The sequence below is a fragment of the Pseudomonas sp. SP16.1 genome, assembly GCF_052682975.1.
The window spans coordinates 117,177-141,803 of record NZ_JBQYFZ010000002.1; the positions used below are offsets into that span (position 1 = coordinate 117,177).

The following is a 24,627-nucleotide window of genomic DNA, read 5'->3' on the forward strand; positions in this document are numbered from 1 at the left end:
CCTGCGAGACTTCGAAATTTTTCGATGGTTCGCCGCCGGAGAGCAGCAGCGAGCCCATCAGAAATAACGGGTAGAGGTCTGCTCCAACTCCAGGTGCTGTCCGACAGCCTGCGCAACAACCTCGTAACTGGCCTTGCGCATTTCTCCGCCCAGCTGATGTGCTTCGAGCAACCTGTTCGCCAGATCGTGGCACTCAGGGCCCGGATCACCATTGAACGGACCGCGGCATTGGCAGATCCGCCATTCCCCGTCCGAAACGGACAGCTCCAGAGTCGCCAGGGGACGCTCAACACCAGGCTCACGGAAGCTGTAGAAGGCTCCGGTGCCCTCCATGTGCTTGTTGAAATAATGGTTGCTGCGGCCGATGCAGTGGTTCATCAGGTCCGACTCCTGCCGGAACTCGGAGAACTGCAGCAGGCGGACTACCGCCACACCGGTCTGCGCATCCAGCAATCGATCTTCTCCACCAGGTGTTGGAACTGCCCGACTGACCGGGGCCTGCGCAGCCGGTTCCGGGACGTAGCCGGCCTCTTCGTGCTGCAGTTCAACCAACCACTCACGAGCGAGGTCGACCATCTCCGACCAGCTGGTCGAAGGAGAGATGTCGGCATCACCACCGGTGAGGTAATCACGAACCAGGATCGCGTCAGCCGCCACAGCAGGGCAGCACGCCAGCGCCTTTCCAGCGACCTCGGCCGCCAGTGCGCGGATCATCAGCTTCCAATCCTCGTCGTAGGGCGCATGAATGCCTTCCAAAGAGATTTCGGCATCCGCCAGCACGATCAGCAGTGCCGCGGAAACGTCCACAGCAGCATCCCGGGCGGTCTCTGCAGGAAGCACCAGACGAAGTGGCCAGGCCTGCTCGCCCCGGGCGCGGAAATAGGAGAACGCGTCGGCGGTCTGCTCAACCGAAAGGCTGTTGAGCGCTTTCCAACCCTTCTTGGACATGCCGCGCTCTTTCAGGTAGCCGTTCAGGCCACCACCATCCTGGTAGGCCAGCTTGTCTTTCACCGCCCATACCATCGGCAGCAATGCGCGCGAGGTGCTGTCCGGGATCGCATCGGCCCAAGCAATGAAGTCCTGAGCCTCCTGGTAGGAAGCCTCCCACGGCTTAGGCAGCCGCGGGGATTGGCTCATCAGCTTGAAAATGGCTTGGCCCTTCATGCCAGAGCCCTCCCATCAAACTGGTTGTCGATGCGCCGCGCCTGCTCCTGGGCTGCAGCGCGCTCCAATACCCACTCGCGGGCCCGGCTATCGGTGCTCGGGGTGCGGAATGTCACGCCCACTTCCAGTAGGCGGTCAACGACAGCCCGAAGCTCTGCCGGGAACTGGCCGTCGCGCATCGTGAAGGTCATCGCGAGGTCATTGGAAACCCGAACCCATTCACGCCCTTGGGTCAGCTCGCGAACACCCTCATCCGCTACCAGCCAGCCGGAGCGCCCTTTGGCGCGCGGAACCACGATCTTCACCTCGGCGCCCCCTCTCCCGCGAGTTGCCTCCAGGTAGTAGTTGCTGTTCAGATCGGTCCGAGCCTGTTCGGCATCCTTGCTCGGGACACCCGGCAGATTCACGTCTTTGAGGTTCATGTAGACGCTGACGCGTACATGGGACTGCAGCCGGTGAGCCAGGTAGTCCTGAACATCATCGGTGGCGGTCATGGTCAACGGCATCCGCAGCAACTTGATCTCGTCGAAGTTCGACGGCATCACCACGCCAAACTCACGCGCACCGTTGGCCAGCGTGTAGGTGGCCGGCAGCCCCTTGTGCAACTCCCCGGCCATCATGATGGCTTTCAGCAGGTTCCCAGAGAGAACATGGCGTCGCATCTCAATGCTGCCGCGTGGCAGGTTCTCGTACTCAGCCAGTGCCTCAGGCTGGATCTGTCCCTGGTCGTCAATGAGATCACGAGCAGGATCGCTGATTGCAGCGGCCAGAGATTCCCAGCCTACAACGAACTCTTGCGGGTCGGCGTCGGGCTCAGCCAGGAATGCCGTTCTCTGCAGCTCGCGAGCCTCGTTGAGCAGCAGACTCAGGGGAACTCGCGCCTGACGCATGTTCTGGTCCTTGCTGATCAACATCAGACGCCATTCATACGGGCTGTGCAGGTCTTGCGCCCAGGTAGGAGGCTCAATCCCAACGACGTGGAAATCGATCGCCGCATCCGAATCAAGCCGCAAGCTCAGGTGTGCACCCAGCTTGATGCGTCCAGCTAGCGAACGAAGTCCCATGTAGTCACGGGCTGCGCGGCTGGCGAATGATTCGTGGCGAGCGTTCGCAAGATCCTCAATGGTCTCGCCGGCCCCACGATCGGCGAACAGATCGCGCAGGTTGTTCATGCGCGTTTCCATGCGCTGGGTCACCTCCGGCATGACCTCGGCCAGCGGGAAGCGAGACCAGTTCCGAGTAGCTCCGTGCTCCATGCTCAAGGCCTCTCGGCCAGCTACGATCATGGTGTTCACGGTCTCAGGCGTGAGCGGCGGCAGTTCTTCGTTGTAGGCCAACTCTTTCAGGTAGACAGCCCCCTCGAACACAGAATCGCCGGTAGCCGGGTGAAGAACGACTTCGTTCACCACGCGCGCCTTGATATCCAGGTGGCGGCTGCGGAACGGGTTGATCCCGCGGCGCTCAAGATCCTCCAGCTTGCTCTCGTACGCCCGAATCAGACCGTCCATCATCGCGTCTTGAACATCGCAGGGCAGCAGCAAACCCATCGCGGTGACACGGGCAGCCAAACCGGTATCGCCGCCTTGATCCTGCAGCTTCGCGGCCTCAACCCCGAGGTTGATGCCGATCACATCGGCCACGCCCTGGTTGTCCTGCAGATAGCTCATGGCCGCTTCGCAGCCCACCCAGTTAAAGAGGTCCGGCATACCACCACCGACCTCAGCATCACGCGAGCCGCGGGTCAGCGACATCATGTTGCTCAACCGGCGACGCATGATTGCCATCGAGCGCACGGCAACAGGCACAGCAGAGCCCGGCAGGGTGTAGCGCGGCGGCACAACCATGTTTGCCCGGAAAACGCGTCCCAACGATTGCTGGAAGACATAGATGTCGTCATCGGCCTGCAGGACAATCATGTCGCGCGGGCGCTGGTCAGCAAAACGATGGTCGGCATGCAGATCAATGCCGGTTGCCCCCGCCTTGTTGATGATGATCCCGGTCGTCTCGCCGCTGTTGAACGCGTTCATCACGCGCTGGCGATCACGCTTCGAGGAGTCACGGCGGCGCTGAACCTGATAAACGCCCGGTCGCACCTGGTTGACTTTCCAGCGACGGCCGGTCAATTCGCCCATCTCATAGCCGGCTGCCCGCAGCTTGTCGCAGATGTAATCGATCGGCGACACCGGGATCTCGTTCGGGATCCGCGCCAGGGCTGCTTCAAACTCCTGCAGGACACCGCGAACATTCACGTTGGCCTCCAGGTGGCGGCCGGCAAGCAGGATCTGCATCTGCTCAGGAAGCCCGCGGCCCTGCAGGTTCACACGGGGCTCTTGCAGGTTGAACGCATGATTGCCGCCACCGTATGCAACGTTGATCTCGGTGATCTTCTTGGCCATGCGGCGGAGCACACTGGCGAAGCTCATCTCAACTTCAGCCCCGTCCGGCTGCACGTTGTTATCGACCAGAACCTTGACGACTTCGGCGAGGATGGACTCCATCGTGCTCTGCAGGACGAGAGTGGGCTTGTTGCCCTCTCGGGCAGATTGAATTGCCAGGTCAGCGTAGAAGTCCGCATGAACCGCCAGAAGGGCCTGCTGGCTGAAGTGGTGCAACGTGGAGCTGAAATGCATGCTGCTCAGCCCCATCTGTTCACGGCCGCGGCGCCGGCGCTCCTGAGCCTCGCGCTGACGCACGAAGTAGTCATTCTGGTTGATGTCCTGGGTGTAACCCGTTACCACAACCTGAAGCTCAAGCAGCGCCCGGAGCGCAGCAGACAGGGCATCCATGTTCTGGCGGATGGCCGGCACATACTCCTGGGGCACTTCCGGTGCACGGTACTCAGCGCGCGACATGTCATGTTCGCGACGGATGTACTGCCCCTCCTGGGCCAGCATCATCGGCACTGCTTCCATTGCCGCGGCCCCGCCTTTGCGCAGGATCTCTTCGATGTGATGGGCACTACCCAGCAGCGACAGGTCGGTGCCGGCATACAGGCTCAGGTTCTTCCCTTCCTTGGCGGAAGTAGCCGAACTGAACAACGTATGGCGAGCTGCATCGCGGATAGCGCGCAGGTTCTGCCCGCAAAGGCTATCGACACCTGCAGAGAGGTGAGACTCATCAACAAGCACAAGGGCGTCATGGGCGATTGCGCGCAGCCATTCCACGCGCGGCGCGTCAGCCGGCGTCATCAGCTGGGAATGGCAGGTAAATACCACGCGGATACCTGCCGGAAGCGCGCCAGATTCGTAGACCTGGGTGAGTTCCTCTCCGCTACGGCCGGGGAACATCTGCTCACCTTGATCATTCTCGATGCCAACCCCAGTGGTCGTGATCAGCATGCGGCTTCTGTCGACCAACTCGCTCATTCCAAGCACAGCCATCTCGCGCGCCATGGAGTTGTACAGGGTCTGATCCTTGGTGATGAAGACCGTCGGCATATCGTTCAGGTAGGCGTAGCGCAGCACGCTCGCCAGTACACGCCCTTTCCCGATACCAGTCAGGTCACCGAGGACCATGTTACGGTCACGCGAGAAAGCATCCAGGGCCAGCGCAACCGCATCTACCTGCTCCGCGTACAACCGGCCATCGAGATCAGCAGGCGAGTCGAAGCCAAGCTGCCGAGCAACGAATGCATCAAGGTCACCATGGCGCTGGACCAAGCGATCAAGCGCAGAGCCGATTGCGCTGGCCATGTTTGCAGGAACCATCGTGCCCTGCTCTCGCAGCGCACTGCGCGGCAGATAATTCACACGGCCAGAGGTCTCCTCGAAGTTGAGATCCATGCCGCGGCGACGCTCTGCGCGGCGCGCCTCAATCTCGGCCCGGACGCGCTCTTCATCTTCCGCCGAGAGAACGGTGCCCGCCAGATCAACATCCTCGGGATCCCCTGTTTCAACTGGGGTCAGCTCATCGCCGCCTCCAGCCGCTGCAGGCGCTCCACCGGCGACAGGCTGGTCAGCTTCTCGATGTCCATCTCGTCCTGCGGGTAGCGCTCCAGCGCGGCCTCCACGATCTGCGCCATCTGCGCCGAGTCCCCGTTCATCGCCGCGTACAGCCAACTCTCGATCAGCGCCGCCGGGCTCTCCGGTGACAGATCGCGAGCCAGCAGGAGCTCGGCCAGCATCGCCGGCGTCATCTGGCTCCCCGGCATGAACGCCAGGCTGCTGCGCCCGAGACTCTGCGCCGCGAACTCCTCCAGGTCGCTGGGTCTCATCAGCCCCTGCGACAGTGCGCGCTCCAGCTGCGCCGCCAGATCCCGCTGCAGCAGCTCCTTCCACCGCCCCCAACTCGGGCGCTCCATGAACTCGTTGTGCTCCGTCTCGTTGAGCACCAGGCCGAACGTCAGGAGCATTTCCTGGTTCTGAAACACCGGCAGCAACCAGAACAACTTCGTTTTCTTGGCCATACACGTCTCTCCACAGAGTATTCAGGAACAGTCCCATCTCGCGCTCACTACCGACGCTGGGCAGATCCTCATTGAGGACAGCAACGTGCCGATCCGGAGGGAGAGTGGCATCAACAAACAGAACAAGGCGATGGCTATCGCCCTTGGAGCTTCCCCATACAGCAGAAATCAAGGGGAACCCCGGATTCTCTGCCAAGAATTGGTTTGCACTCGCCATGAGGCGATCGCGCGACGCGCCGAGCAAGAAAAGGACGGACTGGGAGTCTTCTGGCATCCGATTGAGGACTTCGCGGAACACATCCAACCAGGGAGACATGATAATGGCGGCGGACGCCCCCATTTCCTCGATCCTGGCAAGCTCTGCGGCGTCAGGCATAGTGGGGTAGCCGCCCTGCAGAACAGGACGGTCATCGCCGGCGTGGATAGCGTCCACGAACTGCTCGACGGCCGACTTCGCCGGTGCGGGAGTCGCTGCAGTTAGGGCTTGGGGCTCAGCAGGTGCCGGCGAGGCATCTTCGACTTGCTGCTCGACTGGGACCTCGGCGACAACCTCTTCAGCCGGCTGAGAAGCAACAGGCTCAAGCGCCGTGGCAGCCGCCGCGGGCACGTCATCAGCGAAACCCGGCAGATCGAAATCTTCGTCCGCCACATCAAGCGCTTCCTGGGCTTCCAGCTCCAGGGCCCGCTCGGACCAGCTCTTGTAGCGCTCGACAGCGGCCGCCTTCGCGGCTTCGCTGAAGGTGCCATCCGGGCCCGGGCTCACCAACAGCACCGACGGGCGAGCACGATCCTCCAGGAATGCCTTCGGCAGCTTCTCCAACCAAGCCGCCGCCGAGGCCTGATCAGCAATCGGAGGAAAGTGGATAGCCAGGATCGACCGGTTAAAGAAGTAGCCCTGCTTGCCTCCCAGCTCAAGCAAGGCCTTCTTGGCTTGTTCAGTTCCGCCCAACGCAACGAAAAAGAACTTCCCCGCTGCGTTACGCCACATCTCAAGCGTGGCGCCATAGGCCTCAATGTTCAGCCACCGGATCGGTTTCATTGCACGACTCCCTATACCACCTGCAGGCAAACTTCGATCTGATCGCCGGCGGCTATCGAGCCACCTAACCGACGATCACTGTAGTCGGAATTATCGTGGCGCAACGCAATAAGAAAAACCCGACGGGCCTTTGCGCTACTCCATACGTGATAGACTTCTTCAGTTGGTGGGGCCTGATTGAGCGGGTAGAAGGCCTGACCAGCGCCTGCCAAATTCGCCATTAGGCGAACCTCTCTCCGCATCATTTCTACGGCAACCCCCGCCATCAGGCTGGGCCAACCCCGAAGCCTATAGTCCCGGATACTCGGTACTATAACATTGGCCAAACCAAGGGCCAAGCAAGCAAATCCCCTTTCTCTATATGCCAACCGGCACCCCGCATAAGACCACCTTAGAGCGGATTGGGCTAACCCTGTGCGTTACATTGCGCCGGCACGGCGCATACCATAGATTCTACAGATACAAAATATTGTACTATTGGGACTACAATAGCATTCACAGGCTGCCACACCCGTATCTAGGAGAGTCACAGAAAATGCGGATCAAACAACTTCTAGTCGCAACCATATTCGCGTCGGTGCCTCTCTTTGCGCCGGTGAAGGCCTACGCCATGACGGACACTGCGGCTCTCCTGGCAATTCTCCAGCAGGCCATCATGCAGCTCCTGCAGCAGCAGATCCTCACCCAGACAACCGAGGAAGGCCTGGGCAATGTGGAAGAGGCTGTCAAGTCGACCGAGCAAACCATCAAGGTGGAGTCCGAGGCAAACGCCCGGGCCATCATGAACGGCCAGGTCGACATCTATAACCAGCAGAACCAGAAGGATCAGCAGGCGTCCACCTTCTGCCAGGAAGATCAGGTTCTCGCGACGCAAATCGGCAAAGCTGTCACCCAGAAGACGTACAGCCGGCAAACGAACATGTACAACAAGTACAACTCGGCCGAGGCCATCCGCGAGCCCGCTAAGTTCACTGCCCGCCACAACCGTCAGGTGAAGGAGAACATCACGCCGGCCTGCGATCCGCGGATGCTCCCACCGGTGGGCAAGAAGGACCTGGACAACGGATCCACCCCCATGAGCTGCACGGAGACTCAGATCGAGCTGGCAACCGCAGTCGCCAGCGGCCGCAAGCCTGCCCCGCAGCCCCCTGAGTCAATCAAGAACACCGATGTCGGCGAGGTTCTGCAGCAGGAGATCGACACCTACAACTTCCGCATGTCTGCCGTAGAAGGGGCCATTGGCTCCTCGATCAGCGAGGAGATGGATGCGCAGATCACAGCCTACCAGCGCCTGTTCGCCTCCCCCACCATCGAAGAGATCAACGCGATGTCCGGCACCGGGGGCATCTCACGCGACGCCTTGGTCCAGCAGCAGATACAGAACCAGCTGCTCCTGAACATCTTCAAGGAAATGGTCGAGACCCGTCGCCTCCTGGCAATCCAGGTGGCACAGCGCGAAGAAGATCACCGCAAGCAGATCGGCGCCCTCATCAGCAACTCTGGTCGGCAGTAAGGAGCCCTCATGAGCAACTCGAACGTAAATGAGGCCACCGCGAACGCGCCCTCCCCCGCCAAACCGAAATCCAAGACTCTCAAGGCTCTCGGGTGGATCAGTGGGGTAACCCCGACCAAGATGGCAGTACAAGAAGTGGCGTCCATGGCGTCGGTTTCGGGGTGGGCGCTGAGAAACTTCAAGGGCATGCTGCGCTTCAACCGGGCCCAGGCCAAAGAAGATCTGAAGATTGCGTCATCCGATCCGGAGCGCTTCTGGGACGAGCTCATCACCACAGCCAAGATCACCGAAGAGTCGGTACGGGTCCGCTACACCCTCGCCTACTGGTTCAGCTATGTCCTGTTCATGGGCCTGGCAGTAGGCATAGGAATGGTGGCAGCCAACTACACCATCCCCATGGCCCTCATCGGCAACATCATGCTGCTCAACGTCCTGCTGATGGTCTACATCACCAACCTCCACAAGCTGTACACCGCTCGTGAGCAGCGCGTGGTCACCATCCCAGCATTCGTGAAGATCATGCTGCAGCAGCCCGCCCTGCTGCTGCCGATCCCGCTCCCGAAAAACTACAAGCTGCGGGAAGGACGGGCACCTGCCAAGACTGAAGGAGATCCGGCATGAACTCGTTTTCTACCCTGGTCCTGCTCTGGCTCTTCGGATCATGGATGTTCGACCCGTCCGAGATCGCCGGCATGGCCGGACTCCGAACCACCGAGGTCACCCCCCTCACAATCTTCGCCAGCTACTTCTCCATCGTCGGCCTGACCGGCTTCGGAATTCTGGCTTCCTGGGCAATGTTCCTGGGCATCTTCCGGCTTCGCCAGAACGGCAACTTCTTCGGCGCCCGAGACGGCAATGAGGCATTCTTCTACCCACTTCGCGTGGTGGTAGCTCTAACCCTCTGCGCACCGGTGATCCCTGTATCGAGCGCCGGCGGCCAGGCAATCGTGCTCACGCCTGGCCACCATCTCATAGCGAGTATCGCCAAGAGCGGCAGCGGATGGGGCGATGATGCCCAGACCCAAAGCTTCAAGCTCATGCACACCTACAACCTGTTCAATGAGCCGCGGTACGAAATCTCGGTAAACAAGCCAGAAGCCAAGGCCATGATCGGCAACTGGCTGACCCTGGCCACCACCGCGACCGGGTACTACGTCCACAAAAACCCTCAGGATCGCCTCCCTGGCATCAGCGCTACCGAGCTGGCCACGCGCCTCGCGGAAGGCGCCTGGCGTCGTCAGTACACCGACAGCAGCGCACCTGGTTACCATGGCCCATCCAGTGCCACGGATCCGTTCATCAACGAGATCCTGAACAATACCGCCATCCCGTTGATTCCACCCACCGACGCCATTGCAGCAGCAATCAAGCACACCGATAGCAGCATTGAGGAAGACGCTGGCGAAGGGACTGTTGGTGGAGAGATGGGCTCTGAGAACTTCCTCTGCGAATGGGGCGGGACTTCCGGCTTCGCCGCCTCGATCGTTTGCTCTGATGAACAGATGGCCCTGCGCGTAGCCAACGATAAGTCTATCTCTCAAGGACTAGCCGCGGCACAACGCCAAATGTGGCAACGACTCGTTCAGACGCAACTCAGTCGACACCTGGGCGTAAAGAACAACCAGAGCGCCACTGAAGAGGCAGCTCTCGCGGCCGCAGCTCAGACCTACCTGCAGAAGGAAGTAGAGTGGTACACCGCCACCGCGAAGAACGTCATCAAGCAGACGATCGCGTCCAACCTCCTGGCCGAGTCGGAGCAGTTCTTCGCGTCGCTGGAGGAATGGGGTTGGATGATGGGAGGCACTTTCGTGCTTCGCGCGGCGAACGACTTCACCCGGGCCCAGAGTTACGCCTCGGAAGGCACCTCGAAGCTCTACCCCACCAGCAGCCTCGCCGATCTGACCGTCGGCGACGATCTCACAAAGCTGACCATGAACAAGGTCGAACGCGAGCTGGAGGACAAGGGCGACTCTACAGACCTGATCGATCTCTTGGGGCTGGACATTCTCGGCAAAGACCCCTCCCAGGCCAACCTCTATACGGTCTCGGCGTTCGGCCGAGAGCTAGCAGGTACTGGCCTGATGTTCATCAGCGGCAGCGGGCTCTCCTGGATCGCAAGCAAGGCAACCAAGGGCAACGGCGGTATGACCAAGGCCCTGTTCATGATCGGCGTTGTCTTGCTGATCGCCGGCGCCATGATTGGCTACGTCCTGCCGGTCGTATTCGCCATCTTCGGCCTCATGGGCGTCATCAGCTGGTTGACCTTTGTCGCCTCTGCGTTCTTCGGGGTGACGCTATGGGGCGCCGCTCAGGCAGCGCCAAAGGGCGAAGAGCACACGTCCCAAATGGCCGGCAAGGGTTGGAACACGCTCATCTTCATCGGGTTCTACCCAGCGTTGGCCGTGGGTGGCCTGGCCGCCGCGGTGACCATCACCAGCATCGGCCTGCCGATCGTCAACACCATGATGGCTGGTCTGTGGGGTCTGATGGACAACGGCGCCGCAGATCTGAGCCAGCCCTTTGACGCGATCGCAGGCCTGCTCATTGGCTCGGTCATGATGGTTCTGCTCACCTGCATGCTGTTCTGGTCGGTGTGCATGACCTCTGCATCCCTGATCACCAACTTCCCTCGCACCGTGCTCAACATGATCTCGTTCTCCGAGCCTGGCCTTAACCCTTACGAAAACACAGCCCAAGGCGTCATGGGAGGTGTCAGCAGCATGGTGAAGGCACCGCTCTCGATCGCAACCCAGTCGCTGATTCGCCGGATGGTGAGCCCCGGCCAGAATCCTCGCCAGACACCAGAGGGTGGTGGCTGATCCTCGGCAACTGCCAGAAGTCGAACAAGGGAGCCGATGGCTCCCTTTTTCATTCCCCGTGCGGCGTTCTCCTGGTTCAGTCGACCACGGGAGCTTGCGTGAAGGGGCGTTATGCTAAGCCGTCTCTCCGGATGGGAAACCCGGTGGAAATTACGATCAGTCGTGACATGCAAGCAGTGGCGCCTCAATCATCGAGGGGCCCAACATGAGCAAGCTCTTGCATGACGCAGCTGCTGTCGCGGCCTCTTGGCCCTGGGGGCATCCATCGATGCGCATCAGGTCATCCCCGGCAACGCTTTACACCAGGCGCTGATGAACTACTGCGATGAGCTCTCGCTGCGTTTGGCAGCTTGGGTTCAGGCACGCGGCATCGCCAGCGCGCTGCCTCAGCTTGGGGCGTTGCACCAAACCTGGCGGGTTTCCTCGCGGCAATAAAAAAGGGCGCCCTATTCGGTGCGCCCTTCTATACCAGATACATCTGATCTCATTGATTGCCCTTACTTACAGATAGTCCTTGAAAAACACAGGGAGAGTGTTTGCGACGGCCTTGTGTATCGAGTCGGCAAACTCGTACTTGGTAGCCACCTTGTAGCCCTCTTCTGCGGTAAAGACTATGTGTACGCCTTCGAGCTGATCGGCAGAAACACCGCCCACTTTGTGGCTGGCGTTCGGCAGATCGTTTTCAACGAGCTTGCCATCGATGTAGAGCGAGTTGGCGAAGAACTCGCCTTTCCCTTTCTCATACTTCACGACTTGGAAGTGGTAGACCTTGCCAGGCAGATTCTTCAGCGGAGGCACATTCGCGTTGAAGTAGGCGGTAGCCTCGGCATCCCACTTCTCAGGCCAGACCTCATTGGTTTTCTGACCGGTGCAACCCAGCACAGCGGCGACAGACACGACCAGAGCCCCTACCAGCGCAATCAGCTTCATCTTTTTCATCATCGTTCTCCTTGATCCGTAGGCTCGGCGGCTATCGCCTTCCGTTGTGCCTTTGTATATATGAAAGCATAACAGAAAAGAAGTTCAAGGGGTTTGAGAAAAAATTTTCGAGGCAGGGTAGTGGTCAGCAAGCGATGGCGTAGTCAATGTCGTCGGCTTCTTTAGTCTGCGCCCAACTGCGATACAGCTCCTCGGCCTCGCCCTCAATGAGCCTCCAACCAGGAGCGCCGGTCTCAGGATCAAACATGACATCGAGCTCGTAATCGATCCCGACACTACCGGCCATGACGATCAAGAAGGATGGGGATGAGCCTTTTGTGAATGCAACCGTATGAGTCGGCCGCCCCGCGGCCAGCATCGCGGCGCTGACCCAGCAAGCGGCTGGGCGGTAACCCGCCCGGATAGCAGCCTTGCACGTCATCTGCATCGCCCGGCGATGGTCGCCATAGTGCGCGAAACAATGGGCGTAAGCCCCGGCGAGGCCGCCGAGGGCTATTCGGTCCATTATCCTTCCGAGCTTCGCGTTACTCATCCCCTACCCCTTGCCAGGCTCCCTAGCCTGGCAAGGGAGTCTGAGACAGATCGATTTCTTCCACCAGAGTCTGAATCGTAGTCGACTCAAACGCTGAAAACTCGCGATCCAGTGCGGATCGCATCTCACGCAACTGAGCCGGAGACGATGCCACGAAGTCGCGCACATGCTCCTGCTCATTGCTCACACTCATGGCGGTCAGGAACATCTGAATGTTCTTGGCAGCCTCGACCGAAAGCGTCTTGTCATCGAAGGTCGCTCGATCGATGTAATCCGAGGCCATGTCGATGGCCATCGAAGGAAACGCCGAACCGTGGAGCATCAGCTTGCCGGCGTACTGCGGAGCATGCTGGCGAATGACATCAACAGCTTTCGCAACGAACGGATCACTGACTGCGCGCCCCGGGTACAGCTCGCTGAGCGACGTGCCGCCTTGCAGGTCACGTCCTTTCATCTCGTGCCAAGCAGACTCGTAGCGCTTGACGCGATCAAAATCGAAAGCGCCTGCATGCCCAGCTCGCGACACATGCGCATCCTGCAGCGCTGGCGTATTACCTACAACCAGCAGGTCAAAATTCGTTTGCGTGTTGCGCTGATACTGCTCGCGCTCCTGCTCGGTAGCCGGACGCATGCCGGACATCGAGCCACACAAGATGTTGACCAGGACCTCTCGGCTTCGCTGACTCATCTCGCTTACTCCGTGTTTACATTAGTGTATATGAATGCATAGCGTCAAGCCGCTTACGCCGGGTTTTCGATGTTCACTGTGTGCTTGCACTTCGGGAATCCCGAGCAGGCCCAGAACGGCCCTTTCGCTCCCTGGCGGATAACCAGGTGGCTCTTCTGGCACTTGGGACAGATGTCGCCTTTGACGACCTCCGCTTTGGGAATGGGTTTTCCATCAGCCGCAGCTCGAAGGCTTGTCTTGCAAGAATCTCTGTCCGTGCAGCCCCAATACGGACCAAAGCGGCCAGTCTTGATGTAGGCCATGGGCTTCGCGCAGGCAGGGCAATTGGCTGCATGCCCGTTGAACTCCAAGATCGGCTTGGATGCCTCTGCTCGCTCCTGATTCACGCCTCGCTGCTGAAAATAAGCTGCGCATTTGCGCACTGCATCTTCGGCAGCCTTCATGGCGGCCTCGAAGGTGATGCGCTTATGCCGTACGTGATCCATGTAGTCTTCCCAGATGGCGGTTTGCCCTGGATCACGCAAGATATCCGGCAGAGACTGGATGAGCATGATCGCATTGTCTGAACAATCGATCTTGCCTTTCCCCGGCCCTTGGACGATCAGCTTTCGGTTGCGCAACTCTTTGATAATCGATGCGCGAGTCGCTTCGGTCCCAAGACCGGACGTTTCCTTCAGGCGAGCTCGCTGATCCTGGTTGGTCACGAATTTGTGGACGCTGATCATGTCTTCCAGCAGCGTACCTTCGGTGTAGTAAGGAGGCGCCTGGGTTTGGCCTTGCTTCACATCGACCTTCTCGACTAAAGCCTCCATGCCATCGGTAACCGGGGGGAGTTTTTGTTTCCCGTCGTTCTTCTCAGCAGGCTCGTCGTCATCCGTTTCTTCTGGCTTCGCTTCAAGCGCTTTGAAGCCTTGCTTCAACGGCGTGATACCGGTGGCTTTAAGGAGAATGCCGCCTGCAGGCATGGTCACATCGACCTGGTTGAACTCATAGTCCGGCGCAAAAGCGCGCATGTAATACAGAACGATGAGCTGATAGAGCTTCTTCTCGTCTCCCGCGAGCCCGCTCGGCACTGACGCGGTGGGCAGAATGGCGTGGTGATCGAAATCCTTCTGGATCTCAGCCTCAGGCTTGATGCGATCCTTTCTGAACACGGGCTGCCCGCTTCCACAGACCGCCAAGGAAGGCGCCCAACCGGCCGCCTCCAGGGCCGACAGAATCCCAGGGACCTCCGGGATCTGCTCCTCCGGCATGATGTTGCAGGAGGTGCGGGGATAGGAGACATACTTGGCGTCGTACAGCGCCTGGCAGACTTCCAGCGTCTGATCGAGCGTCCATTTCCAACGCTTACTGCAGTCTTTCTGCAGATCAGAAAGACTTGGAAACTTCGGAGGGGACTCCTTTTGGTCGGCCGACTTGACGACCAGTGGCCCTCGCGCACCGTTCACAGCTGCTGCTAAGGCATCGGCCTTGGATTTTTCCCACAGGCGGTGCTCATCACCCTTAGGCGCAAAGGTCATCGTCAGATTGCCAACAGCTGTCGAAACGTCTGCAGCCAAGGTGAAAAAAATCTTTGGGGTGAAATTGACGATGGCCAGGTGTCGCATCACCACCAGGTTAAGAACCGGGGTCTGGACGCGCCCGACTGGAAACACAACGTTGGGCGGCGCAAGCGTAAGCGTCGCGCCGCGGCTGTTGGTCATCCCCCACATGTAGTCGAATCGCTGACGAATCAGCGCAGCCGCGTAGAGCGTATCGAAATCACGTCCGTCCTTGAGGGACTTCCAGGCGTTACGGAGGCTGGCCTCGTCCAGGGCAGACGACCAGAACCGCATAAGCCGGTGCTTGCGGTTCCCAGACAACTCAATCAACTCACGCCCGATCAACTCACCTTCGCGCCCGCAGTCGGTAGCGATAATGATCTCATCGGCCGTTTTTAAGAACCCGAGCACGGTGCGCAGCTGATCCGCTTTGCCACTGACCGCTGCGACCTTCCAGGCCGGAGGAATAACCGGTAGATCTTCGAGAGACCACTTTTCCCAGCGCGGATCCAGCTTGCTCGGTTCGAGCATTTCGACCATGTGCCCAATCGAATGGGTGAAGACCCAGCCGTTCTTGGCCTTGTAAAACCCTCTGCCGCTTTCAGCGATGCCGAAAAGCGAGGCATGAGCCTTGGACTGATCCGGCTTTTCACAGAGAACGACCGTCGACATATCGACCTCACTTTTCTTACATGATGTCGATAGTATAACAGGCGATCTGTTTAAAGTTCATGCAGAAAATAAAAAGCCCGGCATAGCCGGGCTTTTTACGACGAGATAGACTCAACCCAACTCAACCGTCTCCAAATATTTAGAAACCAACTCAGCAAGCTTTGTAGAGTCCACCCCTTTTACGCACGAGAGCTCAACCTTACTTCCGGTCACTTTAATGCTTCCAAGAGGTCTCCCCTTCGAAAACAACGTCCGGCTCTCTGTGCCCGCCCCACGACCACCACTGATAGCTGACTGCACCCAGCGCACCGCCCCCTCTTGCGTAAACCGCCCTTCACCGATACCAGCGACAGCCTCAAGGACAAGTTCCTCATTAGCGGCGGAAAGCTCCACAAACTTCAAAACCTGCTTCGGACCAACCAAACTTGGGTTCTTCTCAAGCAGGGCCTGAACACTTGGCGGCAACTTCAAATACCCGAGGCATCGACTGATCGTTGACTGATTCACGCCGACACGCCGCGCAAGAGCACTCATTGAGGGCTCGATACCCTTCTGCAAGATGTTGTTATATGCCCTGGCCAGCTCGAAGTCACAGAGATCTTCGCCGCCCTGGTTGTCAGCCACAGCATTCAGCTCTGCCTCTTCGTCGGACATTTCCCGAACGTCAGCCTCGATCTCCGCCCAATGCAGGAGATAATGCGCCCTCCAGCGACGCTCGCCCCCCACCAGCTCATAACGCCCGCTTGGCATCGGCCTGACTAAAATAGGCCTACGCAGGCGACCAGCCGCCTGAATTGAATCCGCCAGACGACCAAGAGCCTCTTCACTGATCACGAGCCTCGGCTGGAATGGGGAAACATCAATAAGATCCAAAGGAATCTTTCTGGTCCCGGCTCCCTGCGCAGTAACCGGCAGGGATACCTGAGCAGCAGGAGCCACAGCCTCCTGCCGGGCAACAAGATCCTCAAGAGAGACATCAAGGTTCGGCGCCGGGATACGCTCAGGGGCGCGAACCCCCTGAATTTGAGCCGGCGGTACGTGAAGCTCAGGAGAGGGAACCTGTGGCATCCGATCGACCCCAAGCCGCCTTTGTTCTTTTGGCATGAGACACCCCTTTGATTTTTCACCTATGCACGGTGCATAGGTCACCATCCATTTTTCACCCATGCACCGTGCATAGGTTGTTTTTTAACCAGCTATGCACGGTGCATAGCTCACTTAATTGTTTCGCGAATGCGCTGGAGCACTTCTGAAAAAACCTGCCGCATCGCACCCAGCGAGTTATCCGAGCCGGCTTTCCAGGCCAGGATAGGCACGCCATCCTCCAATGCCTTGGAGTAGTCCTCTGAGAAGATAAGCTTGCTGTCCGTAACCTTCCCAGGGAAGAGCTCGGAGAGCCGCGCCAGGTTGGTCATGATCCGCGGTCGATTCTTGATAAACATTGTGGGGATCGCGACGATTTCAGGCGACCGCTGGAAATCTTCCTGAAAGGCGGAGAGCTTACCGGCCAGACGAGTGAGCGCTCGAAACGAAAACTTATCCATACGGATAGGGCAAACAAGAAAATCGCTAGCCACCATACTGTTACGCGTCAGCAATGAGCCGGACGGAGCATTATCGAAGATGATCACGTCATAGCCACTGAAGTCGCAGGCAGGCAGCTGCCCGGCGCGAGCCTTTACGATGTGCGACGCGTAACGGAAGTCCGAATTATTTGCCGCACCTAGCGCAACCTCTAGATCATCTAGCGACTCTTCGGCAGGAATCAAATGGGGGCCATACTCGCCAAAGGGCTTTTTGACCACCTTATCCAAGGGAAGGGGAGGGAACATGTTGCTAACACCCAGGAGATTCCCAAAATGGCCATCGATAGCCCGGTCAGCCGGCACGCCGATTTCTTCGAGCTCATCTGGAGTGAGATCGGGGTCATACCCCAGCATGCTCGAAGCATCCCCCTGGGGGTCGTTGTCGATAATTAGAGTACGGTAGCCCGCAAACGCGAAAGACAGACCCAGATTAACGGTGCAGGTAGTCTTGGCCGTGCCGCCCTTCTGAACGTAAACCGAAATCGTGATCGGCCTGGTAAGGCACTTGGTCAGCCCTTTTTCCCGGCGAAGTGCTGCGATCTTGAAGATATCCGCCAGCGTGTAAACACGCGCAGAAACCGTACCCCGCGGGATTCGCCGGATATCAACACCAAGATCAGGCTCTGCCGCTTTCAGCGTCTGGAGGCTGAGACTTAGAGCATCAGCTGCGAATTGAGGGGGAAGATACAGGGAATCGAAATCGGTGTACGGATAGCTTTCTTGCGTCTGTGCAACAGCCATAGCCACGCTCCTCAGGTTGTCTGTAGGCGTAACCATATACCTTCAACAGCAGACCGCAAGTCATTTATACGGTTTTTACGTGTTTTTACTTAAAATACCCTATATCGCCAGCTGCTAGTCACCAGTGACTGGTTGCGCTGGAGGTAAGTCTGCCTGAAGGTCCTCAAGCGATGGCTCCAGATCCAGCGGCTGCTGCACCTGCGGCTTCACAGAGAACGTGAAGCTGATCATTTCGACCGAGCGCCCCTTCTTCTGGTAGGTGACCTTCACATCGAGATCAGCAGTGCGGTTGATCTCCTCCACCGCATGCTCAATTACGCGCCGGCGCAGATCTCTGAACTGACTGTAGGTCTCCTGGAGCTGGAGACGATCACGCAACTCCTGCACAGTGATCTTCATCCAACCGGTTGAGCGAAACTGGCAGAGCCACTCATAGATCCTGACGCTGTAAACGCTGTTGAGATTAACGATCTCGCCGGCACGATAAGCCGTGTACTGACGCTCAAGCGCGGTGAGTTGAGGCATTACCTGGTCAGTGAAGTGAACCTCTACCTCCCCCATGCCCTGGTGATACTTGACCTCGCTGACCCAGCGGATTCTCCGGCCACTCTTGTGCGTGCCGATGCGTATCTCTCGATCGAACAGGGTATTGCTGGCGTCACGCAACGCGAGATACGCGGCATCGAGGGTAACGTTGAAGGTCTCCGCGTAATCAGACGCGCGAATCACGAACACCTTCGGCCGCAGAGGGCGCCTGGAGTCGATAGCCGACATGCAGAGACGTAGAAGCCGAATCTCAGAAAGCGATAGGTGATAGGACGATGTGACCAAAGCGTTTGACTGGCCAATCACACGATTCCATGTGCTTGGATAGTCGTCGCCAAGATCATCGCCCAGCAGATCCTGAGGATTGATGGTAACGCCATCGATCACCATGTCGATCGCTGGCAACTCATCGTCTGTATCGTGAAGGCTCTTGTTGGCCCTAGCTGAATCAGTCATCTTAAATCCCCTCGCGTGCAGCCAAAGCATACAGGGGAAATTACGCAATCCGTCCAGATGTCCGAGAATCTGTCCACCTATTGGGCTTACAGCGAAACACGCTTGACTCACAGCCTGTGGATAACGCCGAGGAAACGCCCACCAGTTCCGAGGATATGCCCACGCTTACCGACAAATTGGCACATCAAACCGAGCAGACGCCCACGCATTCCGAGGAAACGTCCACTTCATGACCTTTCCGACCAAGCTAGAGCCCTAGTGCCGCAAGGGCTTCAGAGTATCAAGCCTTCCTTTAAAAACAAGAATAAAAATATCTAAAGGCTTTTCTTATAAAGCGCCGCACGAGCTACGCGCAAAGCCCGACCGGTACACACCAAACTGCTTGCAGCTACTGAGAAACGTGGACGTTTGCTCGGAAAGGCCAAAAGCGGGTAATCAGGGAGGCGGGCAGCCTGAACGACCGAGGCATCCGCAGCACCGCGGTGATCAAGACCATTGCTCAAAGCAGCCAACTCCAGGCCAGGCGTGCAGCGGAAACCAACACTATAGGTGGACTGATTCTCGGCGGCGCATACGGCCATTCTGGCTAGCTAGCCCGATAGGTGGACAGATCCTCGGGCTTGGAAGAACTCAGCAGCCGTATGACAGGTGGACAGATCCTCGGCGAAGCAGAATCTCACCGATAAGTGGACAAATCCTCGGCAACTTAAAGCAGGAATTGGTGGACAGATTCTCTGCCAGCGAGCCAGGAATCACTTATACGGCAATGACTTAGGATGCTCTTCTAGAAGTCGCATGCTCAAACGATTCAGCAAATAGGTGGACAAATCCTCGGCAAGCGAAGAAACGACCGAACTCAGAAGGCCCCGCATCATGACAGGTGGACAGTTCCTCGGAACTGGCTCAAAGCCCCTATAGCACGGGCGTTACAGCCTGCTGATATGTGGACAGATTCTCGGAGCTGAAAATTGGCTGGATGAGCGGCATAGGTGGACGGATTCTCGGTTGAACAGAGGAGGTTAGGACAAGGAGAGCCCTAAGCTGATGCCTTTAAAGGCTTCAGCCGAGAATCCGTCCACCTATATGAAGCTCCAACCGGGGGAGTAGCGAGGGAGGAGGGAAGCTAGGAATGGAGCGGTGAACCGATCCGAGGATCCGTCCACCTATTTGCTCAGGGTCATTCTTTCCAGAGGTAGGAGCCAAGCTTCTCAGCTGCAGGATCGGCGTTCAGCTCTTTGGAGAGCTGAGCCTTCAACCGCTCTACCTTCTGATCGGATGCTGATCCCGACTGGCCACCGGAGGCGCCGCCATCGGAAAGCAATTCTGACATAACGCCGTCAGGCCCATTGAACCCCTCCGGCTTTGTCTGTACCTCGTTCATGGAGCCAGTGCCGGCAGCATTTGCAGCGCCGGCCAGGATGAAGAGTACCGTGCAAATCAAAACACGCATGTTGTCACCTACCGGTTATAGAACCCTGGACCATCGGAGAGATCATCAGGCTCAGGGGCTTGCTGAACAGAAGGCTCTTGACGGGGCGCCGCCGGCTCTCCACCGCGCCGGAAGAACGAGGTAAGACCTTCGGTAATCCCGCTGAGCAACGATGGTTCGGCATTCTTCTTGAGTTTCGAGATGTCGCTCTTGCTCACCACCTGGATGCCTTCTGCTTTCGCCAGTGCAGTGACGATCTGCATGAATTCGGGCGAACCGTTGAACCACATCTGAGACCAACCCGCAGCCTTGCCGCACTCAATAAAAGCAACGGCCACTTCATTCATCGAGGTGCCACGCATCTTGCACGAGAGATTGCCGGTCGCAATGTTCATGGTCACTACGCTGGAACGCAGGAGCCCACCCTTGCTCTTGAAGGTGATTTCGTCACCAGAAGAGATGAACACTGCGCGAAGACCACCCTTGGTTTCTGGGCGGAGCAGAAGCGCTTGAGCATCATCCCAGAACGCCTCTGCCAACAAGGCCTTGAGCTTCTCTGCCCGCTTACGCGCTTCAGACTCTGCGCGCTGTACTTGAGCTGACTGGCTCACCGCCATTTCGTCAGCAACGCCGCCGGCCTCGAATACCTGCTCAACCACTTCATCCGAAAGCGGGGCGCCACCTGCCTCAAAAAGGGCTTCTTCAGCCGCGGGGGCAACCGGTGCCTCATCGACCACTTCTAGCTGTTCTGCGGGCGCCGGAATGTCCTGTACGCCGGCATTGGCACCCTGCAGTAGCAGCGCGGAGATGTCATCATCAGTTTGGGCCCAGAGAGGCGCAGGCGCTGCACTTTGCTGGGAAGCGGTTTCGGGCTTTCGCATGGGAGTCACCAACTCTGTTGTGTCAAGGTAGTCTCAATAGTAATATAGGGTTCGCATGTGAAACAGATAAATTACATGCCATTTCCACAGCCGCGTCTTGCTCAGATGCGGTTTTTTTTGCCATCCGTATTTAGTTTGCTTATCTATGTTTTTTTTGTTTGCTCTATGCCTGTTTTCGCCTTCCTATCAGAACCTACGCCGATGTATTGAGCGATTGGCATAGCCACGAACAAAAAGGCCGCCTTGCGGCGGCCTCTTCCCCTACGAGCAGATCAGGCCTTCGCGGCCTCAACAATCTCCTGCACCAGAAGGTTCACAACCCCGTCCAACGGCAGATCAGGGCGAACCTGCTTCAACTCATCAATTCGCTTCTCGATCGAACCTCCAGGGAAGAGCTTCACAAGGATCTTCAACGCCGAGAGGTAGCCCAGTTCGAGCGACACCTTACGACGCACTGAAACGTCATTGGGCGTCGACGAGAAGGCCCACAGATACATGCTTGGAAGAGGGTAGGTCAGATACTGGATCAACCGCCCTTTGGAGGTTTCGGCGATCAGCAGCATATGCGCGCCTTCAGAGTCTGCCCCTCGAACCTTACTCCGAAGAGCATCGACTGCAGAAGGCGGTAAGCCAAAGCGCTTCTGGCAGCGAACGATGCCTTGCTCACCTGGTGAGCCCAGGAAAAAGATCGAACTCGCCAGCTCGATATCATCAGGGCCGAAGTCTTCATCACTCTGAGAAGCCATTCCGTAATGGATGTTGAACTTACGGATCTCGCGACGATCCTGAGCGAACTGCGCCCTGACGGCTGGGAAGGGCTTGGTGCGGTGATATTCGTCAACGTCCAATCGAGAGGGCATGCTCTTTTCCCGATCCATTACCCGGCGATGAAACTCTTTTACATCCGGATCGCACACCAGCTCGTCGAGGACATCGTTGTTGATCCACCACTTTCGCGTGGTCGCATGCCGCGCGAGCAGCATGATCAGCGCACCCTGCTGCTCGCCGGAAACCCCGCCCCCTTTAACCACGTCTTCCAGGTTCAGCGCCAATACCCGGGCGTTCGTCTTGAAAGTGGTAGGGCCACTGAAGATCTGCTGTCGCGTCCAGCTCTGCAGAACGCTTTTCAGGTACTGGACCAGGGAGATACCCAAGCCTGGCACCTGCTGCGAACCATAGAAATCATTGATCTCCTGGCTGGAGGCCAGCACGTCAGCAAGGTCTGGTATCGAAGGCATGGCACGCCATTGCGCGAGCTCTGCAAGAATGATCTTGCGCTGACGGAAGAGCTTCATGGTCAAGGCCTTCCAGCTCAGATCACCTGCGTCGTTCCAACGCTCGCGGGTGACGATCTCATCGATCTCTTCGTAGCCTGACAGGCCTGGCGTATACACCTTCAGTCGCGAGCTGGTATCGGACAGATACAGCTTGTAGGCGTTCTCGATCAGCATCGGCACAATGGTCGTAACACCCTCCGGAGGAGCATCTTTACCGGCCGACGTGAACAGCTGAGTGAGGAAGTTCGTCAGGAACATCCGCTCGACCGTGGTGGGATGCCAGACACCCAGCTGAGTATCGAATGGGTTCATGCAGCAGTCGGGCGACTCGGTGATCCGACGATAGCTGACCTGCCACTGATGCTCTTTCGGCAGGATCGATTCCAAGAGAAGGATCACGCCGCTGGAAGAAGGACCGATGTCGAGCGTAACCATCCTCGGCAGCAAATTGTCTGACGCGTATGCCTCAATGTAAGCGGCCCTGATGGCCTGGAGGAGCACAGACTTACCGCCGCCCATGGGCGCGATTAGCACGTCAGAAACGAATTTCTGGATGCCGGCGGCTTGATGCTTGAAAGGGTATAGACGCTTCGCTTCTGTGAGCATCAACAGCGCACCCTGCATGTGCCGCTGCCAGATCGAACCTGGTCGAGAGAAGGGCAGGGCGATCATTGCATCCTTGACGGGGACCGCGAATGTCGTAGCTGCATAGGTTGTAGCTCGATCACAACCAGGAACAGCGTGCTTGAGCAGCTCGTCCGGATCATCTGCGTCCTGACGCCACTGGCTGCCACCCCATGCCTGCAGCTGGCTAATCAGCGTGTAGATCTGGTGGCGGGCCTGCTCCTGGGTCTTTGCCTCAGTGCACACCTGCATCCGGAAGCCACAAAGGTTCTCGGTCTTGGCAATTTCCAGAAGAGCCTCCGCGTGACTGGAGATGTCCGCGTTACGGCTCGACAGGATCTTCACGGACTGGGCGACGCCCTTATGGGTATTGACGTAGTTGCGCCACTTCTCCGCCCCCGAAAGGAAGCACATCGATGTCCACCAGTGGAAATCACGCGGCATCGTGTTAACCAATTGGTCCGAGTCCAGCCAGGTGAGGGGGTGGACGTACATGTAGGCCACAGCGAAGAAGCGACCGCCGCGGTTACCTATCCGCACGACGCCATCGTCGTAAACGGTTAGAGGCTCGGGAAGTATTTGATCGCGAAGGTGGGGGAGGCGGGTGTGGTCGTCGGCAGCGCTGTTGACGTTGAAATAGCGGCGATCGCCCTGCACAGCAGGGACCCAATTGGCCGGCGTCGCGTCCGGAAGGTACAGGCGCCGAATTTCTCGAATCAACGCCTCGCTTTCGATCGGCTCGCAGATCTGGGTCACGTCCTGGGATCGCATCGCCTTTGCGAAGGCATCCGTGTTGCTGTGATGACGCTGATATAGCGTCTGCATCTTACTGCCCAATATCTGCGTGTACGCACTGAGGCTTCGCGGAAGGCCACCAAGCAGGCGTTGAGCGCCCTGGGCGTCCAGCGCAACCTGCTTGGGGTCCCCCAAGGATTGCATGGACGTGGTAACCGTCGCGATGTTGTTTTCCCTTACCGCCTTCTTGGCGAGCATGTCCTCACGGGAGGTGATAAGGGCCTCTACCGTCGCCATGTCCACGTTCAAACGGCGCCATGTTTCGCGCGAAACATCGGTAAGGAGGTGGAGGTCTTGTTTCGCCTGGTCAGGATTAACCTCGGTCACCCACTGAATCTGACAGCCCGGCTGCTGAAGCTGACTCGATAGCAGCGTGAAGAGCGCTTTCAACGCCGCTCCACGCTCAGCATTGCCGAACATACGGTAAGCCCCGGACATCCTCAGCCCACTCATATATCCCAACCCAGCCTGCAGCTGGATCGTACGGGGATCGATCACCGAGATAATCGGGAGGCGAGAAGAACTGAATTTCCCGAAGAGCTCATTCAGCGAGTAGAAAAGGGTCATCCCTCCACCTCCTGGACGATCTGCTCTGTCTTCGCGAGAGCCACATCTGCTGGCTCGTTGGTGAGCGCGTTGAAACGCAGGAGCAGCTGGTGGTCGCGCATGCCTTTTACCTTCGACAGAAAGTTGGCCTGCAGCGAGGTAGCCGAAATCCACTCCCTCATCGCTCGTTCAAGCCCCGCTGTAGGGGCGGCTTCCGAAGCAACAGCCATAATTGGGCTCCTAAAATAAGTCCGCGAATGCCGTTTTAATCTTCGATTTGCATAACTATGCAAATCTATTTTTCACTTTGCCTTTCAATGACAACCAAGGCTGAACCGATACAGTTAACGCTTCGCTACGCCGAAAAACGGGATCAAAAGCACCGGAACGCTCACAAAAGCGAATCCAACCTCGCATGACGAAACCTGCGCGCC

Annotated in this window: 18 protein-coding genes; 4 read left to right on the forward strand and 14 right to left on the reverse strand. The window is 58.1% G+C overall.

Going from position 1 to position 24,627, the window contains the following annotated elements; translation table 11 throughout:
- Positions 1-57: 57 nt before the first annotated feature.
- The 3 genes from ACUTAF_RS25045 to ACUTAF_RS25055 form a co-directional block, all read right to left on the reverse strand.
- Positions 58-1,164: a PcfJ domain-containing protein gene (locus ACUTAF_RS25045; protein WP_445582600.1), complete on the reverse strand. Its 1,107-nt coding sequence runs from the start codon at positions 1,162-1,164 to the stop codon at positions 58-60.
- Positions 1,161-4,946 carry a strawberry notch C-terminal domain-containing protein gene (locus ACUTAF_RS25050; RefSeq protein ID WP_172424793.1) on the reverse strand — a complete coding sequence of 1,262 codons (3,786 nt, stop codon included), beginning with the start codon at positions 4,944-4,946 and terminating at the stop codon, positions 1,161-1,163. Before ACUTAF_RS25050 ends, ACUTAF_RS25045 begins: the two co-directional genes overlap by 4 nt.
- Positions 4,947-5,065: 119 nt before the next feature.
- Positions 5,066-5,569: a hypothetical protein gene (locus ACUTAF_RS25055; RefSeq protein ID WP_052161958.1), complete on the reverse strand. Its 504-nt coding sequence runs from the start codon at positions 5,567-5,569 to the stop codon at positions 5,066-5,068.
- Between the two features lie 520 nt (positions 5,570-6,089).
- On the opposite strand from ACUTAF_RS25055, the gene ACUTAF_RS25060 reads away from it, so the two are divergent.
- The 4 genes from ACUTAF_RS25060 to ACUTAF_RS25075 all read left to right on the forward strand — a co-directional run bounded on the left by ACUTAF_RS25060 (position 6,090) and on the right by ACUTAF_RS25075 (position 10,940).
- The gene (locus ACUTAF_RS25060) at positions 6,090-6,650 is read left to right on the forward strand and encodes a hypothetical protein (RefSeq protein WP_445582601.1); all 561 of its coding nucleotides are present in this window, start codon (positions 6,090-6,092) and stop codon (positions 6,648-6,650) included.
- Between the two features lie 493 nt (positions 6,651-7,143).
- Positions 7,144-8,121, forward strand: a complete 978-nt coding sequence (locus ACUTAF_RS25065) for a hypothetical protein (protein ID WP_311188813.1) — start codon at positions 7,144-7,146, stop codon at positions 8,119-8,121.
- Between the two features lie 9 nt (positions 8,122-8,130).
- Complete coding sequence (locus ACUTAF_RS25070; RefSeq protein ID WP_311188812.1) at positions 8,131-8,742, forward strand: hypothetical protein; 612 nt, start codon at positions 8,131-8,133, stop codon at positions 8,740-8,742.
- A complete protein-coding gene (locus ACUTAF_RS25075) occupies positions 8,739-10,940 on the forward strand; it encodes a hypothetical protein (RefSeq protein ID WP_172882257.1) in 2,202 nt (733 codons plus the stop codon). The genes ACUTAF_RS25070 and ACUTAF_RS25075 overlap by 4 nt, the downstream gene beginning before the upstream one ends.
- 501 nt (positions 10,941-11,441) lie before the next feature.
- On the opposite strand, the gene ACUTAF_RS25080 is transcribed toward ACUTAF_RS25075, so the two are convergent.
- The 11 genes from ACUTAF_RS25080 to ACUTAF_RS25130 form a co-directional block, all read right to left on the reverse strand.
- Positions 11,442-11,879: a hypothetical protein gene (locus tag ACUTAF_RS25080; protein WP_088192377.1), complete on the reverse strand. Its 438-nt coding sequence runs from the start codon at positions 11,877-11,879 to the stop codon at positions 11,442-11,444.
- A gap of 124 nt (positions 11,880-12,003) precedes the next feature.
- Positions 12,004-12,411 carry a hypothetical protein gene (locus tag ACUTAF_RS25085; protein WP_088192378.1) on the reverse strand — a complete coding sequence of 136 codons (408 nt, stop codon included), beginning with the start codon at positions 12,409-12,411 and terminating at the stop codon, positions 12,004-12,006.
- Positions 12,412-12,433: 22 nt separating this feature from the next.
- Positions 12,434-13,099 carry a hypothetical protein gene (locus tag ACUTAF_RS25090; protein WP_088192379.1) on the reverse strand — a complete coding sequence of 222 codons (666 nt, stop codon included), beginning with the start codon at positions 13,097-13,099 and terminating at the stop codon, positions 12,434-12,436.
- Between the two features lie 53 nt (positions 13,100-13,152).
- Entirely contained in the window at positions 13,153-15,312 is a 2,160-nt protein-coding gene (locus tag ACUTAF_RS25095) for a DNA topoisomerase (protein ID WP_088192380.1), read from the reverse strand.
- A gap of 111 nt (positions 15,313-15,423) precedes the next feature.
- Positions 15,424-16,479 (reverse strand): ParB/RepB/Spo0J family partition protein, encoded by a 1,056-nt coding sequence (locus ACUTAF_RS25100; RefSeq protein ID WP_445582602.1) that lies wholly within the window; start codon positions 16,477-16,479, stop codon positions 15,424-15,426.
- 47 nt (positions 16,480-16,526) lie between these two features.
- Positions 16,527-17,639, reverse strand: coding sequence for an AAA family ATPase (locus tag ACUTAF_RS25105; protein WP_430281545.1), 1,113 nt, complete (start codon positions 17,637-17,639; stop codon positions 16,527-16,529).
- A 114-nt stretch (positions 17,640-17,753) separates the two neighbouring features.
- The gene (locus ACUTAF_RS25110) at positions 17,754-18,641 is read right to left on the reverse strand and encodes a replication initiation protein (protein WP_430281544.1); all 888 of its coding nucleotides are present in this window, start codon (positions 18,639-18,641) and stop codon (positions 17,754-17,756) included.
- Between the two features lie 1,177 nt (positions 18,642-19,818).
- On the reverse strand, positions 19,819-20,091 hold the full coding sequence (locus ACUTAF_RS25115) for a hypothetical protein (protein WP_088192384.1): 273 nt from the start codon (positions 20,089-20,091) through the stop codon (positions 19,819-19,821).
- An 8-nt stretch (positions 20,092-20,099) separates the two neighbouring features.
- On the reverse strand, positions 20,100-20,951 hold the full coding sequence (locus ACUTAF_RS25120) for a hypothetical protein (RefSeq protein WP_311188807.1): 852 nt from the start codon (positions 20,949-20,951) through the stop codon (positions 20,100-20,102).
- A gap of 272 nt (positions 20,952-21,223) precedes the next feature.
- Positions 21,224-24,214: a type IV secretion protein IcmB gene (locus ACUTAF_RS25125; protein ID WP_088192386.1), complete on the reverse strand. Its 2,991-nt coding sequence runs from the start codon at positions 24,212-24,214 to the stop codon at positions 21,224-21,226.
- The gene (locus ACUTAF_RS25130; protein WP_088192387.1) at positions 24,211-24,423 is read right to left on the reverse strand and encodes a hypothetical protein; all 213 of its coding nucleotides are present in this window, start codon (positions 24,421-24,423) and stop codon (positions 24,211-24,213) included. Before ACUTAF_RS25130 ends, ACUTAF_RS25125 begins: the two co-directional genes overlap by 4 nt.
- Between the last annotated feature and the right edge of the window lie 204 nt (positions 24,424-24,627).